This window comes from Streptomyces sp. NRRL S-455, from assembly GCF_000717875.1.
Lineage (GTDB): Bacteria > Actinomycetota > Actinomycetes > Streptomycetales > Streptomycetaceae > Streptomyces.
Genome location: NZ_JOCT01000006.1, coordinates 44,355 through 58,377, shown reverse-complemented (window position 1 = coordinate 58,377; position 14,023 = coordinate 44,355). Strand labels below are relative to the sequence as shown.

17 protein-coding genes are annotated in these 14,023 nt (G+C 69.6%); 1 reads left to right on the top strand and 16 read right to left on the bottom strand.

Annotated features, from left to right (window positions below):
* Window positions 1-305: 305 nt before the first annotated feature.
* From IE97_RS0110865 to IE97_RS0110795, 15 genes are all read right to left on the bottom strand, one after another.
* The gene (locus IE97_RS0110865) at window positions 306-1,814 is read right to left on the bottom strand and encodes a tyrosine-type recombinase/integrase (protein ID WP_030235667.1); all 1,509 of its coding nucleotides are present in this window, start codon (window positions 1,812-1,814) and stop codon (window positions 306-308) included.
* A gap of 58 nt (window positions 1,815-1,872) precedes the next feature.
* Window positions 1,873-2,211, bottom strand: a complete 339-nt coding sequence (locus IE97_RS40080) for a helix-turn-helix domain-containing protein (protein WP_030235665.1) — start codon at window positions 2,209-2,211, stop codon at window positions 1,873-1,875.
* 453 nt (window positions 2,212-2,664) lie between these two features.
* Window positions 2,665-4,149: a hypothetical protein gene (locus IE97_RS0110855; RefSeq protein WP_030235663.1), complete on the bottom strand. Its 1,485-nt coding sequence runs from the start codon at window positions 4,147-4,149 to the stop codon at window positions 2,665-2,667.
* Window positions 4,146-5,039, bottom strand: a complete 894-nt coding sequence (locus IE97_RS0110850) for a bifunctional DNA primase/polymerase (protein WP_420706076.1) — start codon at window positions 5,037-5,039, stop codon at window positions 4,146-4,148. Before IE97_RS0110850 ends, IE97_RS0110855 begins: the two co-directional genes overlap by 4 nt.
* Window positions 4,982-5,719 carry a DNA cytosine methyltransferase gene (locus tag IE97_RS0110845; RefSeq protein ID WP_030235656.1) on the bottom strand — a complete coding sequence of 246 codons (738 nt, stop codon included), beginning with the start codon at window positions 5,717-5,719 and terminating at the stop codon, window positions 4,982-4,984. The genes IE97_RS0110850 and IE97_RS0110845 overlap by 58 nt, the downstream gene beginning before the upstream one ends.
* Before the next feature lie 89 nt (window positions 5,720-5,808).
* A complete protein-coding gene (locus IE97_RS0110840; RefSeq protein WP_030235652.1) occupies window positions 5,809-6,273 on the bottom strand; it encodes a hypothetical protein in 465 nt (154 codons plus the stop codon).
* 15 nt (window positions 6,274-6,288) lie between these two features.
* Entirely contained in the window at window positions 6,289-6,483 is a 195-nt protein-coding gene (locus IE97_RS0110835) for a hypothetical protein (RefSeq protein WP_030235647.1), read from the bottom strand.
* The gene (locus tag IE97_RS0110830; RefSeq protein ID WP_030235643.1) at window positions 6,480-6,755 is read right to left on the bottom strand and encodes a hypothetical protein; all 276 of its coding nucleotides are present in this window, start codon (window positions 6,753-6,755) and stop codon (window positions 6,480-6,482) included. The genes IE97_RS0110835 and IE97_RS0110830 overlap by 4 nt, the downstream gene beginning before the upstream one ends.
* Before the next feature lie 141 nt (window positions 6,756-6,896).
* Window positions 6,897-9,128, bottom strand: coding sequence for a cell division protein FtsK (locus IE97_RS0110825; protein WP_030235639.1), 2,232 nt, complete (start codon window positions 9,126-9,128; stop codon window positions 6,897-6,899).
* 131 nt (window positions 9,129-9,259) lie between these two features.
* Window positions 9,260-9,643 carry an RRQRL motif-containing zinc-binding protein gene (locus tag IE97_RS0110820; protein WP_030235632.1) on the bottom strand — a complete coding sequence of 128 codons (384 nt, stop codon included), beginning with the start codon at window positions 9,641-9,643 and terminating at the stop codon, window positions 9,260-9,262.
* The gene (locus IE97_RS0110815; protein ID WP_037844203.1) at window positions 9,643-10,293 is read right to left on the bottom strand and encodes a GGDEF domain-containing protein; all 651 of its coding nucleotides are present in this window, start codon (window positions 10,291-10,293) and stop codon (window positions 9,643-9,645) included. Before IE97_RS0110815 ends, IE97_RS0110820 begins: the two co-directional genes overlap by 1 nt.
* Window positions 10,290-11,285, bottom strand: a complete 996-nt coding sequence (locus IE97_RS0110810; protein WP_051704917.1) for a DUF2637 domain-containing protein — start codon at window positions 11,283-11,285, stop codon at window positions 10,290-10,292. The genes IE97_RS0110815 and IE97_RS0110810 overlap by 4 nt, the downstream gene beginning before the upstream one ends.
* A complete protein-coding gene (locus IE97_RS0110805) occupies window positions 11,282-11,593 on the bottom strand; it encodes a hypothetical protein (protein WP_063752192.1) in 312 nt (103 codons plus the stop codon). The genes IE97_RS0110810 and IE97_RS0110805 overlap by 4 nt, the downstream gene beginning before the upstream one ends.
* Window positions 11,590-12,042 (bottom strand): Pycsar system effector family protein, encoded by a 453-nt coding sequence (locus tag IE97_RS0110800; protein WP_030235620.1) that lies wholly within the window; start codon window positions 12,040-12,042, stop codon window positions 11,590-11,592. The genes IE97_RS0110805 and IE97_RS0110800 overlap by 4 nt, the downstream gene beginning before the upstream one ends.
* Window positions 12,039-12,308: a DUF6284 family protein gene (locus IE97_RS0110795; RefSeq protein ID WP_030235616.1), complete on the bottom strand. Its 270-nt coding sequence runs from the start codon at window positions 12,306-12,308 to the stop codon at window positions 12,039-12,041. Before IE97_RS0110795 ends, IE97_RS0110800 begins: the two co-directional genes overlap by 4 nt.
* A gap of 557 nt (window positions 12,309-12,865) precedes the next feature.
* On the opposite strand from IE97_RS0110795, the gene IE97_RS0110790 reads away from it, so the two are divergent.
* Window positions 12,866-13,261, top strand: a complete 396-nt coding sequence (locus tag IE97_RS0110790; protein ID WP_030235613.1) for a GntR family transcriptional regulator — start codon at window positions 12,866-12,868, stop codon at window positions 13,259-13,261.
* 216 nt (window positions 13,262-13,477) lie between these two features.
* Here IE97_RS0110790 and IE97_RS0110785 read toward each other — a convergent pair whose 3' ends face one another.
* Window positions 13,478-14,020 (bottom strand): flavoprotein, encoded by a 543-nt coding sequence (locus IE97_RS0110785; protein WP_030235609.1) that lies wholly within the window; start codon window positions 14,018-14,020, stop codon window positions 13,478-13,480.
* Between the last annotated feature and the right edge of the window lie 3 nt (window positions 14,021-14,023).

Below are 14,023 nucleotides of genomic sequence, written 5' to 3'. Positions count from 1 at the left end.
CAGTCAGCTACCCCACATGGGGGGCCAAACAGGGGGCCAAACGCAGCGACTCCGCCGAAACGGTCCCGGACGGTAATGGACAGCACCGGAGCCGAACGAGCAGGTCGGGGGCCCTGAATCAAGGTCACCAGGGTCGCAATCGCGTTCGGGACGAAGAGGTCGTGGGTTCAAATCCCGCCACCCCGACAGAGAAACACCAGTTCAGGGCCGGTGCTGAGAGATCAGCACCGGCCCTGAACTGTTCTCCAGAGGCTCTCTGGAGAAATCCTGGAGAAGATCTTGGAAATCGTCTCCAGACCAATGCCCTACCCGCGAGCCCTCAGCAGTGCATCCAGAGCAGCCACGGGCGAGCCGGGGCTCATCGCCCGGCGCGCGTCCAACGTCTCCTCCCACATTCCGGTGAGCGCGGTCGTCAGCGACTGCCGCATGCCAGCCGTGATGTGGTCATAGCGGGACTGCACCGAGCCGTCCTCGTGCCCCATGCGTTCGTCCATCAGCTTCGGCGGGGTTCCCACCTCTCTCATCAGGGTCTTGTGCGTATGGCGCAGCCCGTGCGGCGTCAGCCCCGGAGCGATCGGCACCCAGCACGCCTCAGCCCGCTTGGAGGCTCCTCGCCCACGCGCGGGAATCCCGGGCCACGGCTCAGCGATGACCGGCACAGGGTGCTCTTCCTGGTTGCCGCGTCCGGGGTACCGTCCCGTGGCGGCAGGTCGAAAGAGCCAGGTGGCGAAGCCCGAGCGTCGCCAGTGTGCGGCCAGCTCCCCCGCCCCCGCGTTACGCACGTACCCGAGATCGGTGATGGCATCCAGCACCTTGAGGCGAGTCGGCTCCGCCACAGCGCCAGGGCGGTTGAGGACGTTGGACACGGTGCCTGTCGAGACGCCGGCGCGGCGAGCGACGTCGACCAGCTTTGCTCCCGGACGGCTCACAGAGCCATTGGCAGCGCCGTGGCCACGGAAGACGTAGGCCAGTCCGTGGCACTCACAAGGCTTCGGTTTCGTCCGGGCGATGTGGCTCGCAACCAGTGCCGCGAGGAAATCCGGAGCGTCAATGTCCCGGTAGGAGTCGTCCTTGGGCGGGCAACGGTGCAGTTCGCCGGTGTCCAGCTCGTAGAGCTGCCACTCAACACGAATGCTCGTCGGCCGGACGAACTCGGTCTCAAGGCCAACGATCTCGCCCCAGCGCATGCCTGTGTAGCCCTTGAGGATGCCGCCAACGAACTCATCGTCCCGGCCGGACAGCAGCGCCATCCTTTCGGCGAGCAGCAGAATGCCGAGCGCTGTGGTGACAACCTTCTCCGGGCCACGGTTGCGGGAGCGGCCGGCGCGCTTCCCTCGTCCGCGCCGCTTGGTTGCCGGGTTGGAATCGCGCAATCCCTCGTCAACGGCGTCGGCAAGGATCAGGTGCAGTGTCGCCCGCCATGTCTTGACGCTGGTAGCCGCGTAGGGAACGGCGCGTTCGCGCTTCTCCCAAGCGGCAATGTCGGTGCTCAAGATGTCGGCAATGGCGAAGTCCTCGAACGCAGGGAGCAGGTGCTCCTCGATGTGCCGCCGGTAGTTCTGCATGGTGGACGCCGCCAAGTCCTGCGCGGCGTACCAGCGGTTCACGTAAGCGCCAAAGGTGATCCGCTCAGGAGGCGCCTTCTTCGTTCCGGCCAACAGCTTCGCTTCTTCGGCGTCCGCCGCCTTCTTTGCCGCTGCCTTGGTCCGGAAGCGGATGGCGTCACCATCGGCATCGCGCACAGTGGCGTACTTGCCGGGCGCGAGCTTGTACCGGCCGCGCCAGTAGCTGCCGAGGTTCTCGGCGTAACCCAACTTGCTCTCCCTATCGGCGGGGTTGCCGCCCGGCTGGAGGGCCGGGCGGCACACGGAATCAGGCTGCGGTGGACTGCGATTGGCCGTGTCGCGCCCTGCGCGGGGTCCTTGCCTTCAGCGAGGTGACGGACACCGCTGCGGTGGCCGCCCGGCGGCGCGGCGCTTGTGAGACTGGTACGGCAGCGCTACTGCCTTCGGTGGGACGGCTCTCGAAGATGCGCGTTATCTCTGCAACGTGGTCAGCGGTGAACCGGTAGCTGCCCCCGGGCTTGGTGAAGGGAATGCGTCCCCTCCGGGCCTGTTCCTTCACCCACCACTCAGAGCAACGGAGAGCATGGGCAACATCCGCAGCAGAGTAGAGCTGAGGCAAGTCAGTGATCTTCTGACGCACTTTCATTTCTCCTCTTGGGCTCGCTTCGGGGGTTCCGACGCTTGGACCTGTCCGAGGTTCGGATTTCTGCGTCATCGCGTCACGCACGTCATTTGTGGCTCTGACCTGGAGTTATGCGGTGACGCGGGCAGTTCGGGGCGTGTCACAGGGCGGGGCGGGGTTCTGTCACCTGTGACGCGGATGACGGGCGGTGACGCAGGTTTTGGCCGTCTGCGTCACCGCTGTAGCCGCTGGTCAGGGATCGGTTTCGTGTGGCTGGTGACGTGGGTGACGCAGGGTCTCTTCTCCTAGGAAAGAGACGGGGTGGTGTCTGTGATGGTGTGGTGCGGCTCAGGACGTGAATGCGGAGCCGCGCAGCGGCACGTCTATGCGGCGGCACGCCGCCGGAACAACAAGAGGAGCACCAGTTGCCGGCCGGGGGGTGCTCCTCTTGCTTGTCCGCGCCGCGCCGGTGGCGGGTCAGAACGCCGCTTCCTGCTGGTGGGGGGCGAGCGCGGCGGCGCGGGTCATCTCGATGTAGCGGGCGGCGCTGGTGCGTCCCCAGTCGATGAGCACGCCGCGTGCGGCAAGGGTCGGTTGCAGCCGCTTGAGCCGGTCGGAGAGGACCTTGCCGGTGGTGGGCCAGCCCTTGGGCAGGGGGCGGCACTCCTCGCCGCTGTAGAGGGTGGTGAGGCAGTGCAGCCACTCGGAGGACGTCATGCGGACTTCCGCGCCCGCGTCGAGTTCGGCGGCGTGCTTCAGGACCGTCTGTGCCAGCAGGTCTCCTTCGATGACGTCGTCGTTGAGGTCGTCGAGGCTGGCTCGGTAGGCGGCCAGCGAGGCGAAGCCGGTGGCCGCGTCGAGCTGCGCGCACAGGTGGGCGAAGTCGGCCATGCGCAGGTCGGTGGGGGTGTCCGCCTGAGCGGCCCGCACCTTGACCGTCAGGTCGAGCAGGGAGCCGAGAACGACGGGGAGGATCTCTGCGTATTCCGTCCACAGCTCTGCCTCGGTGCGCCGTACCCGGGGCCGCACGAGGCGGAGCGGGAGAAGGCGTTCGGCGAGGTCGGGCCGGATGACGCCGACGTCGATACCGGTCAGCAGCATGGGGCGCCGGTATCGGGAGCGGACGACGTCACCATCGGTGAACAACGCGCGCTTGATGCTCTCAGCACCGGTCACGATGCAGCACATCAGGTCGGACAGGTCCGGGGGCAGGTGGGAGAGGTTGTCCAGGGCGGTGACCCATCCGGCAGCCACGGCCGTGATCATGTTCTCCTCGTCCTTCGGCGCTCGGCGCAGGTCGCCGTTCATCCCTTCGATGATCCGCACGAGCATCCGGCCGCCGGTGGACTTGCCCGCCCCCTGGGGGCCGGTGAGGAAGGGTGCGGGGACGGGCACGGACGGTTCCAGGCAGCCGATCAGCCAGGCCAGGGCCAGGCATTCGGTCTCGGCGCCGGCGAAGTTGCACAGGCCGAGCAAGAGGTCGATGCCCTTGCCGTTGGTGTCCTTGGCGGGCAGGGGGAGTTCGCCGGTGAGCTGGGTGCGCCTCCAGCAGACTTCCTGCGGGTCGGGGGTGCGGATGTCCCAGCCCGTGGGGTGGATACGGACGGACTGGCCGTCGGTGCGGCCCAGGTCGAGCCAGGTCGCGCCGTCGAATCCGGGCGCCACGCGGATGTGGGTGGGCTGGACGTCCTCGGTCAGGGCGAGTGCTTCGATCAAGTCCAGTGCCTCCTTGAGTGCCGTGCCGTTGAACACGCCGATCCCGTCCTTGAAGAGGCCGACCATGAGTTCCTGCCGGTGGCTGCCGGTGGTGCCCTGGGAGCGGATGGGACGGGCGACGGGGTGGCCGTTCTTCTGCGCGTAGACGGTGCCGTCGATGGTGCGGAAGTACCGGAAGTGCGCTTGCGCGTAGTCGGTGATGACCTTGCGGGCGGGAGTCTTCTCGTCGTCGTCGGACACGGTCACATCCCCAGTGCGGTGCGGGCGTTGGTCCACGCGTCGGTGCAGTGCCGGGCCGATTCCCCCTTCGCCTGCGCGGCGGTGAACAGCCGCGCAACGTGGCCGTCGGTGAGGCAGCCGCACCGGCCGTGCGTCGACAGCACAGCGAGGAACGTGCGGTAGACCGTGGCGTGCACGCCGCTGGTGGCCTCGGTGATGCGCTGCTCCGCCATGGTGATCCCACGGTCCAGGTAGGCGGGTGTGCGGTGTCGGCATTCTCCACTTTTGCCCCTCAGGGGCACTGAGAGCGTCTGTGGCGCCCTGCGAGCCGGGGTCGGCTCCTTTACTGCCAGGGCGCGTACAGCGTCCGGGAGAGCGGCCGTGACGCCCACGCCCGGACCGAGCCAACGGACGTACTGCATAAGGGACTTGATGTCGACGCCGGGCCGGACAGCGTTCGAGGACGCCATGGTGCCCCGGTAGATCCAGTGCTCACCCCGAGTGGTGCGCACGGTGCGGGTGGCGGGCAGGCTCGCACGCGCCCACGCGATGGCGTCGGCGTTGTCGAGGTCGACGACGGTGAGGCCGGCGCCGCCGGGATGGTAGGCGACCGCCGCCGCTTCCCGCCACACGCGTGCCCACGTCGGCGAGTTGATGACGCGGGGGTCGAGGGTGGCGGCAGCCCAGCCGTGGCAGGGCGACGGGCAGGCGCAAGAGCCCGCAGTCTTCATGTTCGGCCGGCCGCCGCACGCGTTGTCCGCACAGGAGCGGCAGTTACCGAACGGCAGCTTGCCCGCCCGCAGGGGCAGGGGCGGGACGCCGGAGGCGGCGAGCCGCAGCGCGGTGCGCAGATACTCGTTCACGCCGCCACCCCCAACGCGGGGGTGAGGGTGTCGAGGAAGGCGCGGCCGATCCATTCCGTGTAGGCGGGTGGCAGGGCCTCGCGCAGCCGGAGGTGATCGGTGGACCAGTCGATGCCCTTGGCCGCGCGGATCTCCTCCACGGTGGCCTTGCCCCCGCCCTCGCCGTAGGCGGCCACGTACGGGCCCTCGCGGTACTCGCCGTGGCGCCAACCCCGCACGTACCCACGGTGTTTGGGGTGGGCGGGCTGTAGGGTCGTCCAGCCCCCGAGTTCGAAGTAGCGGTGCATGAGCACGGCGAGGCCGAACTGTTCCCCGCACAGGCGGATGTCCTTGCGCACCTCGGAGCCGGGCACGTTCTCCATGACCCACGGCCGGCCCGTGGCTTCCAGCGCGGCGCGGGTGGGGGCGATGAGGCGAGGGTAGGTGCGGCCGATGGCCGCGTTGCGGGCCTTGTTGGTGCCCTTGGTGGGGGCGCCCTCGCCCTGGCAGGGCGGGGAGGCGTGGATGAAGTCGAACTCGTGGCCGTGGGCGCGGATGAACTCGATCGCGTCGCCCTGGTGGAAGGCGTCACCCTGGTAGTCGGGCTGTGTCTGAAGGTCGACGCCGGTGATGTGGCAGTTGCCGAACGCCCGCCGGTATCCGGTGGTGGCGCCCCCGATGCAGCAGAAGGCGTCCAACACCCGCAGGGGTTCGAGCAGGGCGAGCAGTCGCCCGATGGGGGTGGGTTGCGTCATCCTGGATGTCTCCAGTTCCTTGATGGGTGACTGGCTGACAAGGGCGACCCCGCGACTTTGGCGAGGCGAGGGGGTCGCCCTTGGCGTAGCTACTGGTAGAAGCGGTTGCGCTTGATCACGGCCTTGCGGATGTTGACCGTGGTCCCACCCCGGTCACCGCTCGCACTGAGCACCTGCACGGCGATCCAGCCGCCGAAGATCACGGCGGCCAGGATGACGAGCTGGGTGATGAGCGCAGTGAGCGCAGCGATGAACGTGGTGAGCAGCAGCAGCCCGCCACACACGGCGAGGAACCCGACGCCCCCGAGGGCGACGTTCACAGCCGCGCGGGAGACGGGCGGCTTGGGCACGACCGGTTCGGGCTGCATTGGGGTGAGGGCGTAGCCGGTGATGACCCGCCCGTCCGGCATGACGATGGACGCGACCGCCGGAATGTGCCCCGGCTGCACCGGCACGGCCTGCTCGGGTGCGGGGGTGATCGGGGCGGGGGTGTGGACTTGTACGGCCGTCGTCTCGTGTCCGGCGGTCCGGCGGTGGGTGGTGGGTTCGTTCACGGCCGGTGGCTCCCTTCAGTTGCCGAGGGCGGACAGGGCGTCGGCGGACGCCTGCACGAGGTTGTGGATCGGCTCGTAGGCGCCGGTTCCGGCGACGAAGAAGCCGAACAGGAACAGCACCAGGGCGGCGCCGCCCCCGGCGGACTTCGTCCGCACGGCGAGGGCGGAGGCGGCGCCGAAGAGCAGCACGGCGGAGATGTTGAGGATCATCGGGTGCCTTCCGGGCGGGGGGTGTCGGTGCCGGCGCGGTAGATGCGGGCCCAGCGGTTGTAGAGCCAGCGGCCGGTGCGGATGCGCTTGCCGGTGGCGTGGCAGCGGCGGCAGTCCTTGCCGCGCTTGAGACGGCCCTTGCGGTCGGTCTTGAGTGCGTGGCCCATGCCGCGGCAGCGTCGGCAGTTGCCGAACGGCGAGACCGCACACAGTCCGCCGTAACTGAACGTGACGGCTATCAGGCAGGCGATAGCGGCCAGGATGGGGGTCATGAAGGGCCCTCCAGGCGGGTTTTCAGGGGTTTTCGCTGGTGGGGTGCTATTCGCTAGATCACAGGTGGGAGCGCGGATGAGGTGCTAGCGAGGGTGCTACCGGTAGCAGGGGTGCCTGCTACCGGTAGCAGCGGATCGGGCCTATGCCGCGCCCGGCTTTTCGTTACGCTCCGCAATCGCCTTGAGGAGATCGGCGCGGGTGATGCCGCGGCGGGTGGTGCGGGTTCCGTCGTCGGTGGTCCCGGCGACGTCGCGGGTGCGGATGCCGTGGGGCTTGAGCGCGCTGGTGACGTTCTCGCCCTTCCAGCCGCCGTAGACGTCGGGCCTCAGTTCGGCGAGACGGGCGGCAATCCGCTCGTTCCACACCCGCTCTTCCTTCTCCGGGACCACGGCCGCCACGTCGGCAAGCAGGTCGTAGGACGGCCCGGTCACCGCGTCGGCAGCCTCCCCGAGGGCGTAGCCGGACAGGAGTCCCGCCTTCTCACGGACGGTGCGGGCGCGGGCGGCGATGGCTTCGGCACCCGGCGCGTCCACGAACGTGCTGGAGACGATCCGGGCATCGGAGCCCTCACCGACGAAGTAGTGCAACCCCTTGTCACCCCACGCGAACATCGTTGCCCGCACCCCGCGCTTGTAGGACGACGTGCCGAGGACCATGTCGTTCTCGGTCTGGCCCATGACCTTCAGGCACCACCGTGCGCCCGCGTTCGCGCTGATCCCGGTGGGCAGGGACTTCGCGTCGGGCCGCTGGGTGGCCAGCAGCAGCACGATCCCGGTGGCCGGGCCGCGCTTGACCAGGTCGGTGGCGATCTCCTCGAACTCCTTGCCGTAGTCGGGGTGCTCGAACAGCACTTGGCACTCATCCACCCCGATCACGATGGGGTGCAGTCCCAGGGACCGCTTGGAGGCAAGGTCGCTGGTCACTTTCGACTCCGGGCAGATGTCCCGCGGCAGGGAGCGGATCACCTTGGTGCGGCGGCGCAGTTCCTCGCGCAGGGCCCGGAAGTCGGCCAGCGCGTACTGAAGGGTTTCGTCTTCCTCACCGACGCCGTGCCGGTGGGAGACCTTCTCCCCGACCGGGTCCAGGTCGCCGGTGCCCTTCATGTCGTAGGAGTGGATCTCCGCCCGCGGGTCGAGTGCGGCGATGAGCAGCAGCAGACGCAGAAGGAACGTCTTGCCCATACGGGGGATCGCCCCGATCACCCCGGCGATGAACATCAGGGTGACCTCAACCCAGCGCCCGCGCTGGTCGGTGCCGTAGGGGACGGGCTTGAACAGGTCCACGGTGCCCGACTTCAGCAGCGGCCAGAGAGGCTTGCGCGAGCTCTTCAGGTCCTGGTCACCGACCCACAACACGAGACGGCCGGTGTGCTCATCCGGCACCGCTTCGGGCCACACACAGCCCAGCGGCCGGCGCAGACCGGAAGCGAGCCGGTCACGGCGCTCGATCACGTCCGTGACGGTCACCCCGTACGGCAGGTCACCTTCCGCGCGCCAGCCGGGCCCGTCGCGGGTGATCGGCGCGGTGAACGTGAACCCGTCCCGCCCCTTGCTCTGTGCCTGGTTGATCGCCGGAATGCCCAGCGCACCCAGCGCACGCAGCACGATGTCACTGGTGAGCTTCGGCGCTTCGGGGAGTTCCACAGCCTTGTGGACGACCGGCGCGTCCGCCTTCCGACCGGCCGACCCGAGCGCCAGCACGAGGGCGCCAGCGGAGAGGGCTTGCAGCCAGTCGGGGGCGAGCACGTAGATTGCCAGCGCCGACCCCAGCCCGACGAACAGGGCCAGCACGGCAACCAGCGTGCGCAGCCGCACACGGCCGTCACGCTGGCGGGACAGCTTCAGGTACTCGGCCGCGTCCTCGCGGCGCACCGCGGCGAGGCGGACGGGTTCGCCCTCGCGGTCGGCGACCCACCGCATCGTGCCGCCCACGAACCGCGCGGCGCCGGTCGGCGCCTGCAGGGCGAGCCGCGCGGCATACACCGGGGCACGCAGCGCGTGATACCCGGCGGTGTGGGCGTAGTGGCGGGCCACCCACCCAGAGGCGATCTTGAGTTCCGACAGCGACCGCAGCCACAGCGGGACGACCGCCCGGCGCTTGGCTCCGGCGAGCCGACCGAGGTAGCCGGGACCGGTCGCCTTCAGCGTCGGCGAGTCGACCGACACCGGCGTACTCGGGTCGGCCGACTCGATGCCCGACCCGCCGGTGCGGGAGTCGGCCGACCGGTCGGCGTCCGGTCGGGCGCCGGGATCGGCCGACTCGGCACGGGCCGACCGGGCGGCGTTCAGGTCGACCACGTCCCCGCCGGAGTCGGCGGCGAGTTCGGCTTCCAGTCGGTTGAAGAGTTCGTTGTCGTCGTCGGGGTGCTTCACTTGGAGTCCTTCCACTTTTCGGGTGTGAGGGAGAGCGGGCCCGGCCGACGCTGTAGGAGGTGAGCGGTCGGGCCCGTCAATCGTGGGGGCGTTCTAGGGAGTGGCGGGGAACAAAATGTTCCACCTCGTTTTCAGGCGGCGCGCTGTTCCTCGGGGTAGGCGCAGAGGATGCACATCCCGAGCGAGGTAGGGATGCAGTAGCTGTAGGTGATCTGGCAGTTCGGGCAGGTGCGGCGGGCCAGCATCGCCAGCGCGAGCGCTCCCCACTTCCGGGACGTCATCGGGCGGACCGGCTTGGCGCGGTCGACGCGGTAGAGGAAGGCCACCTGCACCCCCGCCTTACGGCCGCGGTGCGTGCGCATGATCTGCGCGGCCACCTCTTGCCCGCCGGGGCGCAGCCCGCAGGCGCGCAGTTGGCGGCGGGTGGCGTAGCCGTCCGGGGCGAAGTGCCACGGGTAGGTGGGTATCCCGAACCGGGCCCCCGAGGGGTCGTAGCACTTGGTGTAGGCGGACATCAGACCGCCACCCCCACCACGGGCCCCTCAGTGCGGGCACCGGTGCGGCCGGAGCGGCGTCCGGCGATCGTGGCGAACAGCCGTCCCAGGCCCGCCCGGCGGGTGCCGGAGCGGGCTTGCTTGGCCGCGTACATCGCCTCATCCGCCCGGCGCAGCAGCCCGGACAGGTCGTCGGCGGGGAAGTCCGCGGCGCGTACCCAACCCAGCGAGACGGTGGTGTGCACGGCGGGGTCGTGGCCGTCGACCGGGCGGGCCAGCACGCCGTGCAGCAGGGTCAGCATGTCGGCGGCGGTGCCGTGTGCGTCGATGAGAACGGCGGCGAACTCATCGCCCCCGAGACGCCCGGCGATGCCGGACCGGCCCACGTGGTGGGCGAGCCGGTCCGCGGTCGCCTTCAGCAGCACATCCCCCGCGGCGTGCCCGAAGTGGTCGTTGATCTGCTTGAACTTGTCGACGTCGGCGAGGACAACGACCGCCCGCGGGTCCTTCAACAGGGCGGTCGCGCGGCGGGTGAACCCGTCCCGGGTGACCAGACCCGTCAACGGGTCCCGGCGCGCGGTGCTCAAGCAGCGGTGCAGCCACCGCACGTGAACCACCCACCCCGCCAGCAGGGGCAGCACGGCTAACAGGACCGTGGCCAGGGTGCTCATGCCGCCACCCCCTCAGCCTCAACCGGAACGGCGTCCGCCGGACGCAGCACGCGAGACTCCGCGCGTTCGGCGAGCAGGGCGTCACGTACCTGCCGCGCCGACGCCGACCCGCACCGCAGCGCCTTCCGCAGCGCTTCGGCGTTGACCGCGTCGTCCGTCCAGTCGGCCGTCATCGCGCGGGCTTCAATCAGCAGTTCGGCGGCGGTGCGCGGCACCGGAGCGGGCTTGGCCTTGCCCGGCCGCTTGCGCGCCGGACGGGGCGCCGCGGGCTCCGGCGGCTGCGCTGTCTCCGGGACCGGGTCGATTTCTGCCGGCGGGGCGGCGGGGGCGAGTTCGCCCATGCGCAGCATCACGCGCTCACGCCGCGGCGTCTTCCTGCGCCAGCCGCGGCCGTACCGCTCGTGCAGGTCCGCACGGGCCAGCAGCCGCTCACGCTCACACGCCAGCGCCGCACTGTAGGAGGTGACCTCCCACAGCGTCATGCGCCGCCACAGCGCGAACGTCGACAGCGGCGCCAGCAACCAGCGGGAGAACCGGATCTTCTCCATGCGCCGGCCGGTCGCGGCGCCGATCCGCACGGCGTAGATGTGGGCGCCGATCTCGGAGAACACCACCCACAGCAGCGGCATCGTGCCGTGCGCGACCTTCGCCCACAGTCCATGCCCGGCGGCGACGTTCAGCCCGCACGTGACCAGGGTGAGCACCCAGGGCACGAACCGCACCCACGCAAGCGCCATGTCCATCCGGATCAACAGCAGATTGGCCACGGTGAACACCGGAATGGCCACGTCGATACCGACCGGCAGCATCCACGGCTCACCGAACCCCCACCGCGCCGCGGCAGAGGACACCGCGTCGAACGAGGAGATCAGACCGAGCGCGCCGACACCGGCCGCGGCCAGCGCGCCGACACCGGCGAGACCCATTTCCGGGCGGGTGAGCGGCGGCACGGCCGCACGCTCCATGGTCTGCGTCGTCTCGATGGTGGTCATTCCGTCACCTCCCGGCGGCGGTCCTCGGCACGGCTGCGCTGGTTCGGCTGCGTCCGTGGGGCGCCCTCGCACCAGGCGAACGGCGGGATGTCGTCCGCGGCGGTGAAGACACGGAGGGCGGCGCCCGCCGGGGCGCGGGGCAGGGCGTAGACCCTGCCGCGCTCCAACGACGCCAGCAGTCGGGCCCCGTGGTGCTCGCAGCCGTCCGCCCCGTCGTTGTACTGATCCAGCACGGTCACGACGGCCGGGCCGTCGCACGGGGTCGGGTCGTCGTGGTGAGCGGCCGGGCAACGGACGGTGTCGGTCATGCCGCACCCCCTGCGGTGAGCAGGGCGGCGGCGATGAGCAGGGCGCCGCCGGCAAGGGTGAGGTTGACTGCCCGACGCAAGCCGCGGAACTTGGCCACCGCGAGGCGGGAGAGGCCGCCGATGTCGGCGGCCAGGTCGCGGGCGTCGGTGACTTCCTTGATCTCCTCGGCCGTGAGCGTGGCCCACAGCGGGAACCCGTGGCGGCCGGACAGATTCGGCCTCACCGACAACAGCAGCAGCCCCGCCGCACCCACCAGCGCCACCAGACCGGCGCCGCCGGCGACGTAGGCGGGCACGGTCAACGGGAGCTCCCGCGCGACGGTCCACATGCCGGCCAGCACCGCGCCGACGAACGCCAGTAGCAGCGCGGTCTTGCTGTCAGTGCGGGTGATCTCGGCCTTCACCTCAGCGAGGGCGGCCGTCAGGTTCTGCTCCCGGGTGGCGCTCACGCGGCACCCCCGGCAAGGCTCGCACCGGCCGTCTGGTTGATCATGGCGACGCGGGCGGCCAGCGCCCTGCGGCGGGCCCGGCGGATGCGCCGCTCGTCGAACTCGGTCGGGACACGGTCAAGGGTCGTGATCTGCGCGTCCAACAGGTCGACGTCCGCAAGGATCACGGGCATCTCCCGGTCGATCGCGTCGAGTTCGGCGTTCGTCGGCTCGATGAAGTCGGCGAACGCGGTAACAGCGTCCTGAACAGTAACGATGGGGTCCATGGGGTCGTGTTCCTCTCGGACAGGAACGGCCCGTCGCGGTCCCCGGGGTGCCACCCGGGGACCGCTCGCCGTTGAAACCGGTACATCCGGCTCCCCTCAGCGCTGCTCGTACGAGACGAGCAGCGGAGGCAACCGGCCGCCGCACGGATGCGGCGAAGGTCAGACATGCGCGGACCTGAGCCGCGCTGGACACCTTTTGCGGGAGGTGACGGCCCGTACTGTGCGATATGGATCTGTGCCTCAGTCCCGCTCCTCCGAGGAATCGCATCTCGGTCTCTTCGCGCGGCGTGCGTGCCCTTGGGCAGATCCGTTCTTTTGAGTCGGCACGTGTCCCTGACGGGAGATGACCGACTGGTCTCCACTCGCCTCGGCCGGAGTCGTCACGGCCGTCGTATCTGCGGTGGATCACGCTGTGGAGTTGTCGAGCGCCGTCACGGGTGAAGCCCTTTCGGGCCGCCCGTTTCGGCGTGACTTCAGATTGACCTAGGTCAATCTGCCTGTCAAGAGGGTCCGTCGGAGGATCAGAGATTGACCTAGGTCCGGTTACTCTCGATGCCATGGACCAGAGCCCCGAAGCGCCCAAGCAGACGCCCACGGCCAAGGAGATTGCGGCGGAGTTCCGCGAGAAGATCGCGGGCCCTGATCGCGAGTACGAGCCGGGCGACCAGCTCCCAGCCGCTCGCAAGCTCGCCAAGGAACTTGGCGTGCAGCTCATGACTGTTCAGAGCGCGTTCGGTCAGCTCCGTGACGAGGGGCTGGTTCTCACTCAGCAGGGCCGCGGGACGTTCGTCCGCGATCCTTCTGTGCCCCTCGGCAGCGAGCCGGGCAGTAGCCCGGCGTTCACCGCCCTGGCCGCAGAACTCAGCACGATTCATGACGCCCTGCGCCTACTTGGCGAGCGCCTTGATCGCCTTGAGCGGCTTGTGGGTAGCGAGACTCCACCGTCGCCGTGAGTTCGTCCGCGCGCCTCAGCAGTCGTTCGACCTTGGCGCGGGCTTCGCTCAAACTCGCTTTGATTAAAGCGAGTTCGGCGGGAGTCATGCCTTCCAGCTCGCCGCTTTGCTCATTGATCCCTGGCATGCCAATGAGGATGTGGCCCGGAACGGCCGAGGACCCGGACAGTCTGTCCGGGTCCTCTTTCCTTGCAGGTCAGGAGGGTTGACGGTTCGTCATTGGGTTGCCGCGTCCACCGCATCCAGTACAGCTGACCACGGGAGTGCGCGCCCCGCCGGCGCTTCTCGCGGCTCGTACAGCGACCACACTTCCGGGCCGTAGACAACGTGCACGCCTCCCTCCCGAAGGGTGTCGATGTGGCGTTGCCACGCCGGATGGCGAGCGTGCGCCGCGTTCACCCTCGGGAAGACGACGACAGGCAACCCGAGCGTGCCGATAGCCTCGCCTACCTGCGTCAGAGCCTGGTTGTCCATGAGGCCGGTGGCCAGCTTGGCGACCATGTTGGCCGACGCGGGCGCGACCACGTAGCAGTCAACCGGCGGGTGTGGTCGGGTCTCACCGGGAAGCCGCGGCTCATCGCGCACGGGCAGGCCGGTCAGTTTCTCCAGCCGCTCAACCTCGCCGCTGAGCCGCAGCCACTGACCCGCAGTCGGCGTGAGCGTGACGGCCACCTGCCACCCGCGATCCATCGCGGGCCCTACGAGACCGGTACGCAGTGCCTCTACGCCTCCGGCCGCAGAACCGACGACCCCGAGCACTCC

Bases quoted from the DNA above. Each gene is read 5' to 3' on its own strand.
- IE97_RS0110795 (WP_030235616.1), bottom strand. From the start codon at position 12,308: ATGGACCCCATCGTTACTGTTCAGGACGCTGTTACCGCGTTCGCCGAC.
- IE97_RS0110805 (WP_063752192.1), bottom strand. From the start codon at position 11,593: ATGACCGACACCGTCCGTTGCCCGGCCGCTCACCACGACGACCCGACC.
- IE97_RS0110845 (WP_030235656.1), bottom strand. From the start codon at position 5,719: ATGACGCAACCCACCCCCATCGGGCGACTGCTCGCCCTGCTCGAACCC.
- IE97_RS0110830 (WP_030235643.1), bottom strand. From the start codon at position 6,755: ATGACCCCCATCCTGGCCGCTATCGCCTGCCTGATAGCCGTCACGTTC.
- IE97_RS0110810 (WP_051704917.1), bottom strand. From the start codon at position 11,285: ATGACCACCATCGAGACGACGCAGACCATGGAGCGTGCGGCCGTGCCG.
- IE97_RS40080 (WP_030235665.1), bottom strand. From the start codon at position 2,211: ATGAAAGTGCGTCAGAAGATCACTGACTTGCCTCAGCTCTACTCTGCT.
- IE97_RS0110850 (WP_420706076.1), bottom strand. From the start codon at position 5,039: ATGGATCGGCCGCGCCTTCCTCGACACCCTCACCCCCGCGTTGGGGGT.
- IE97_RS0110815 (WP_037844203.1), bottom strand. From the start codon at position 10,293: ATGAGCACCCTGGCCACGGTCCTGTTAGCCGTGCTGCCCCTGCTGGCG.
- IE97_RS0110835 (WP_030235647.1), bottom strand. From the start codon at position 6,483: ATGATCCTCAACATCTCCGCCGTGCTGCTCTTCGGCGCCGCCTCCGCC.
- IE97_RS0110790 (WP_030235613.1), top strand. From the start codon at position 12,866: ATGGACCAGAGCCCCGAAGCGCCCAAGCAGACGCCCACGGCCAAGGAG.
- IE97_RS0110820 (WP_030235632.1), bottom strand. From the start codon at position 9,643: ATGTCCGCCTACACCAAGTGCTACGACCCCTCGGGGGCCCGGTTCGGG.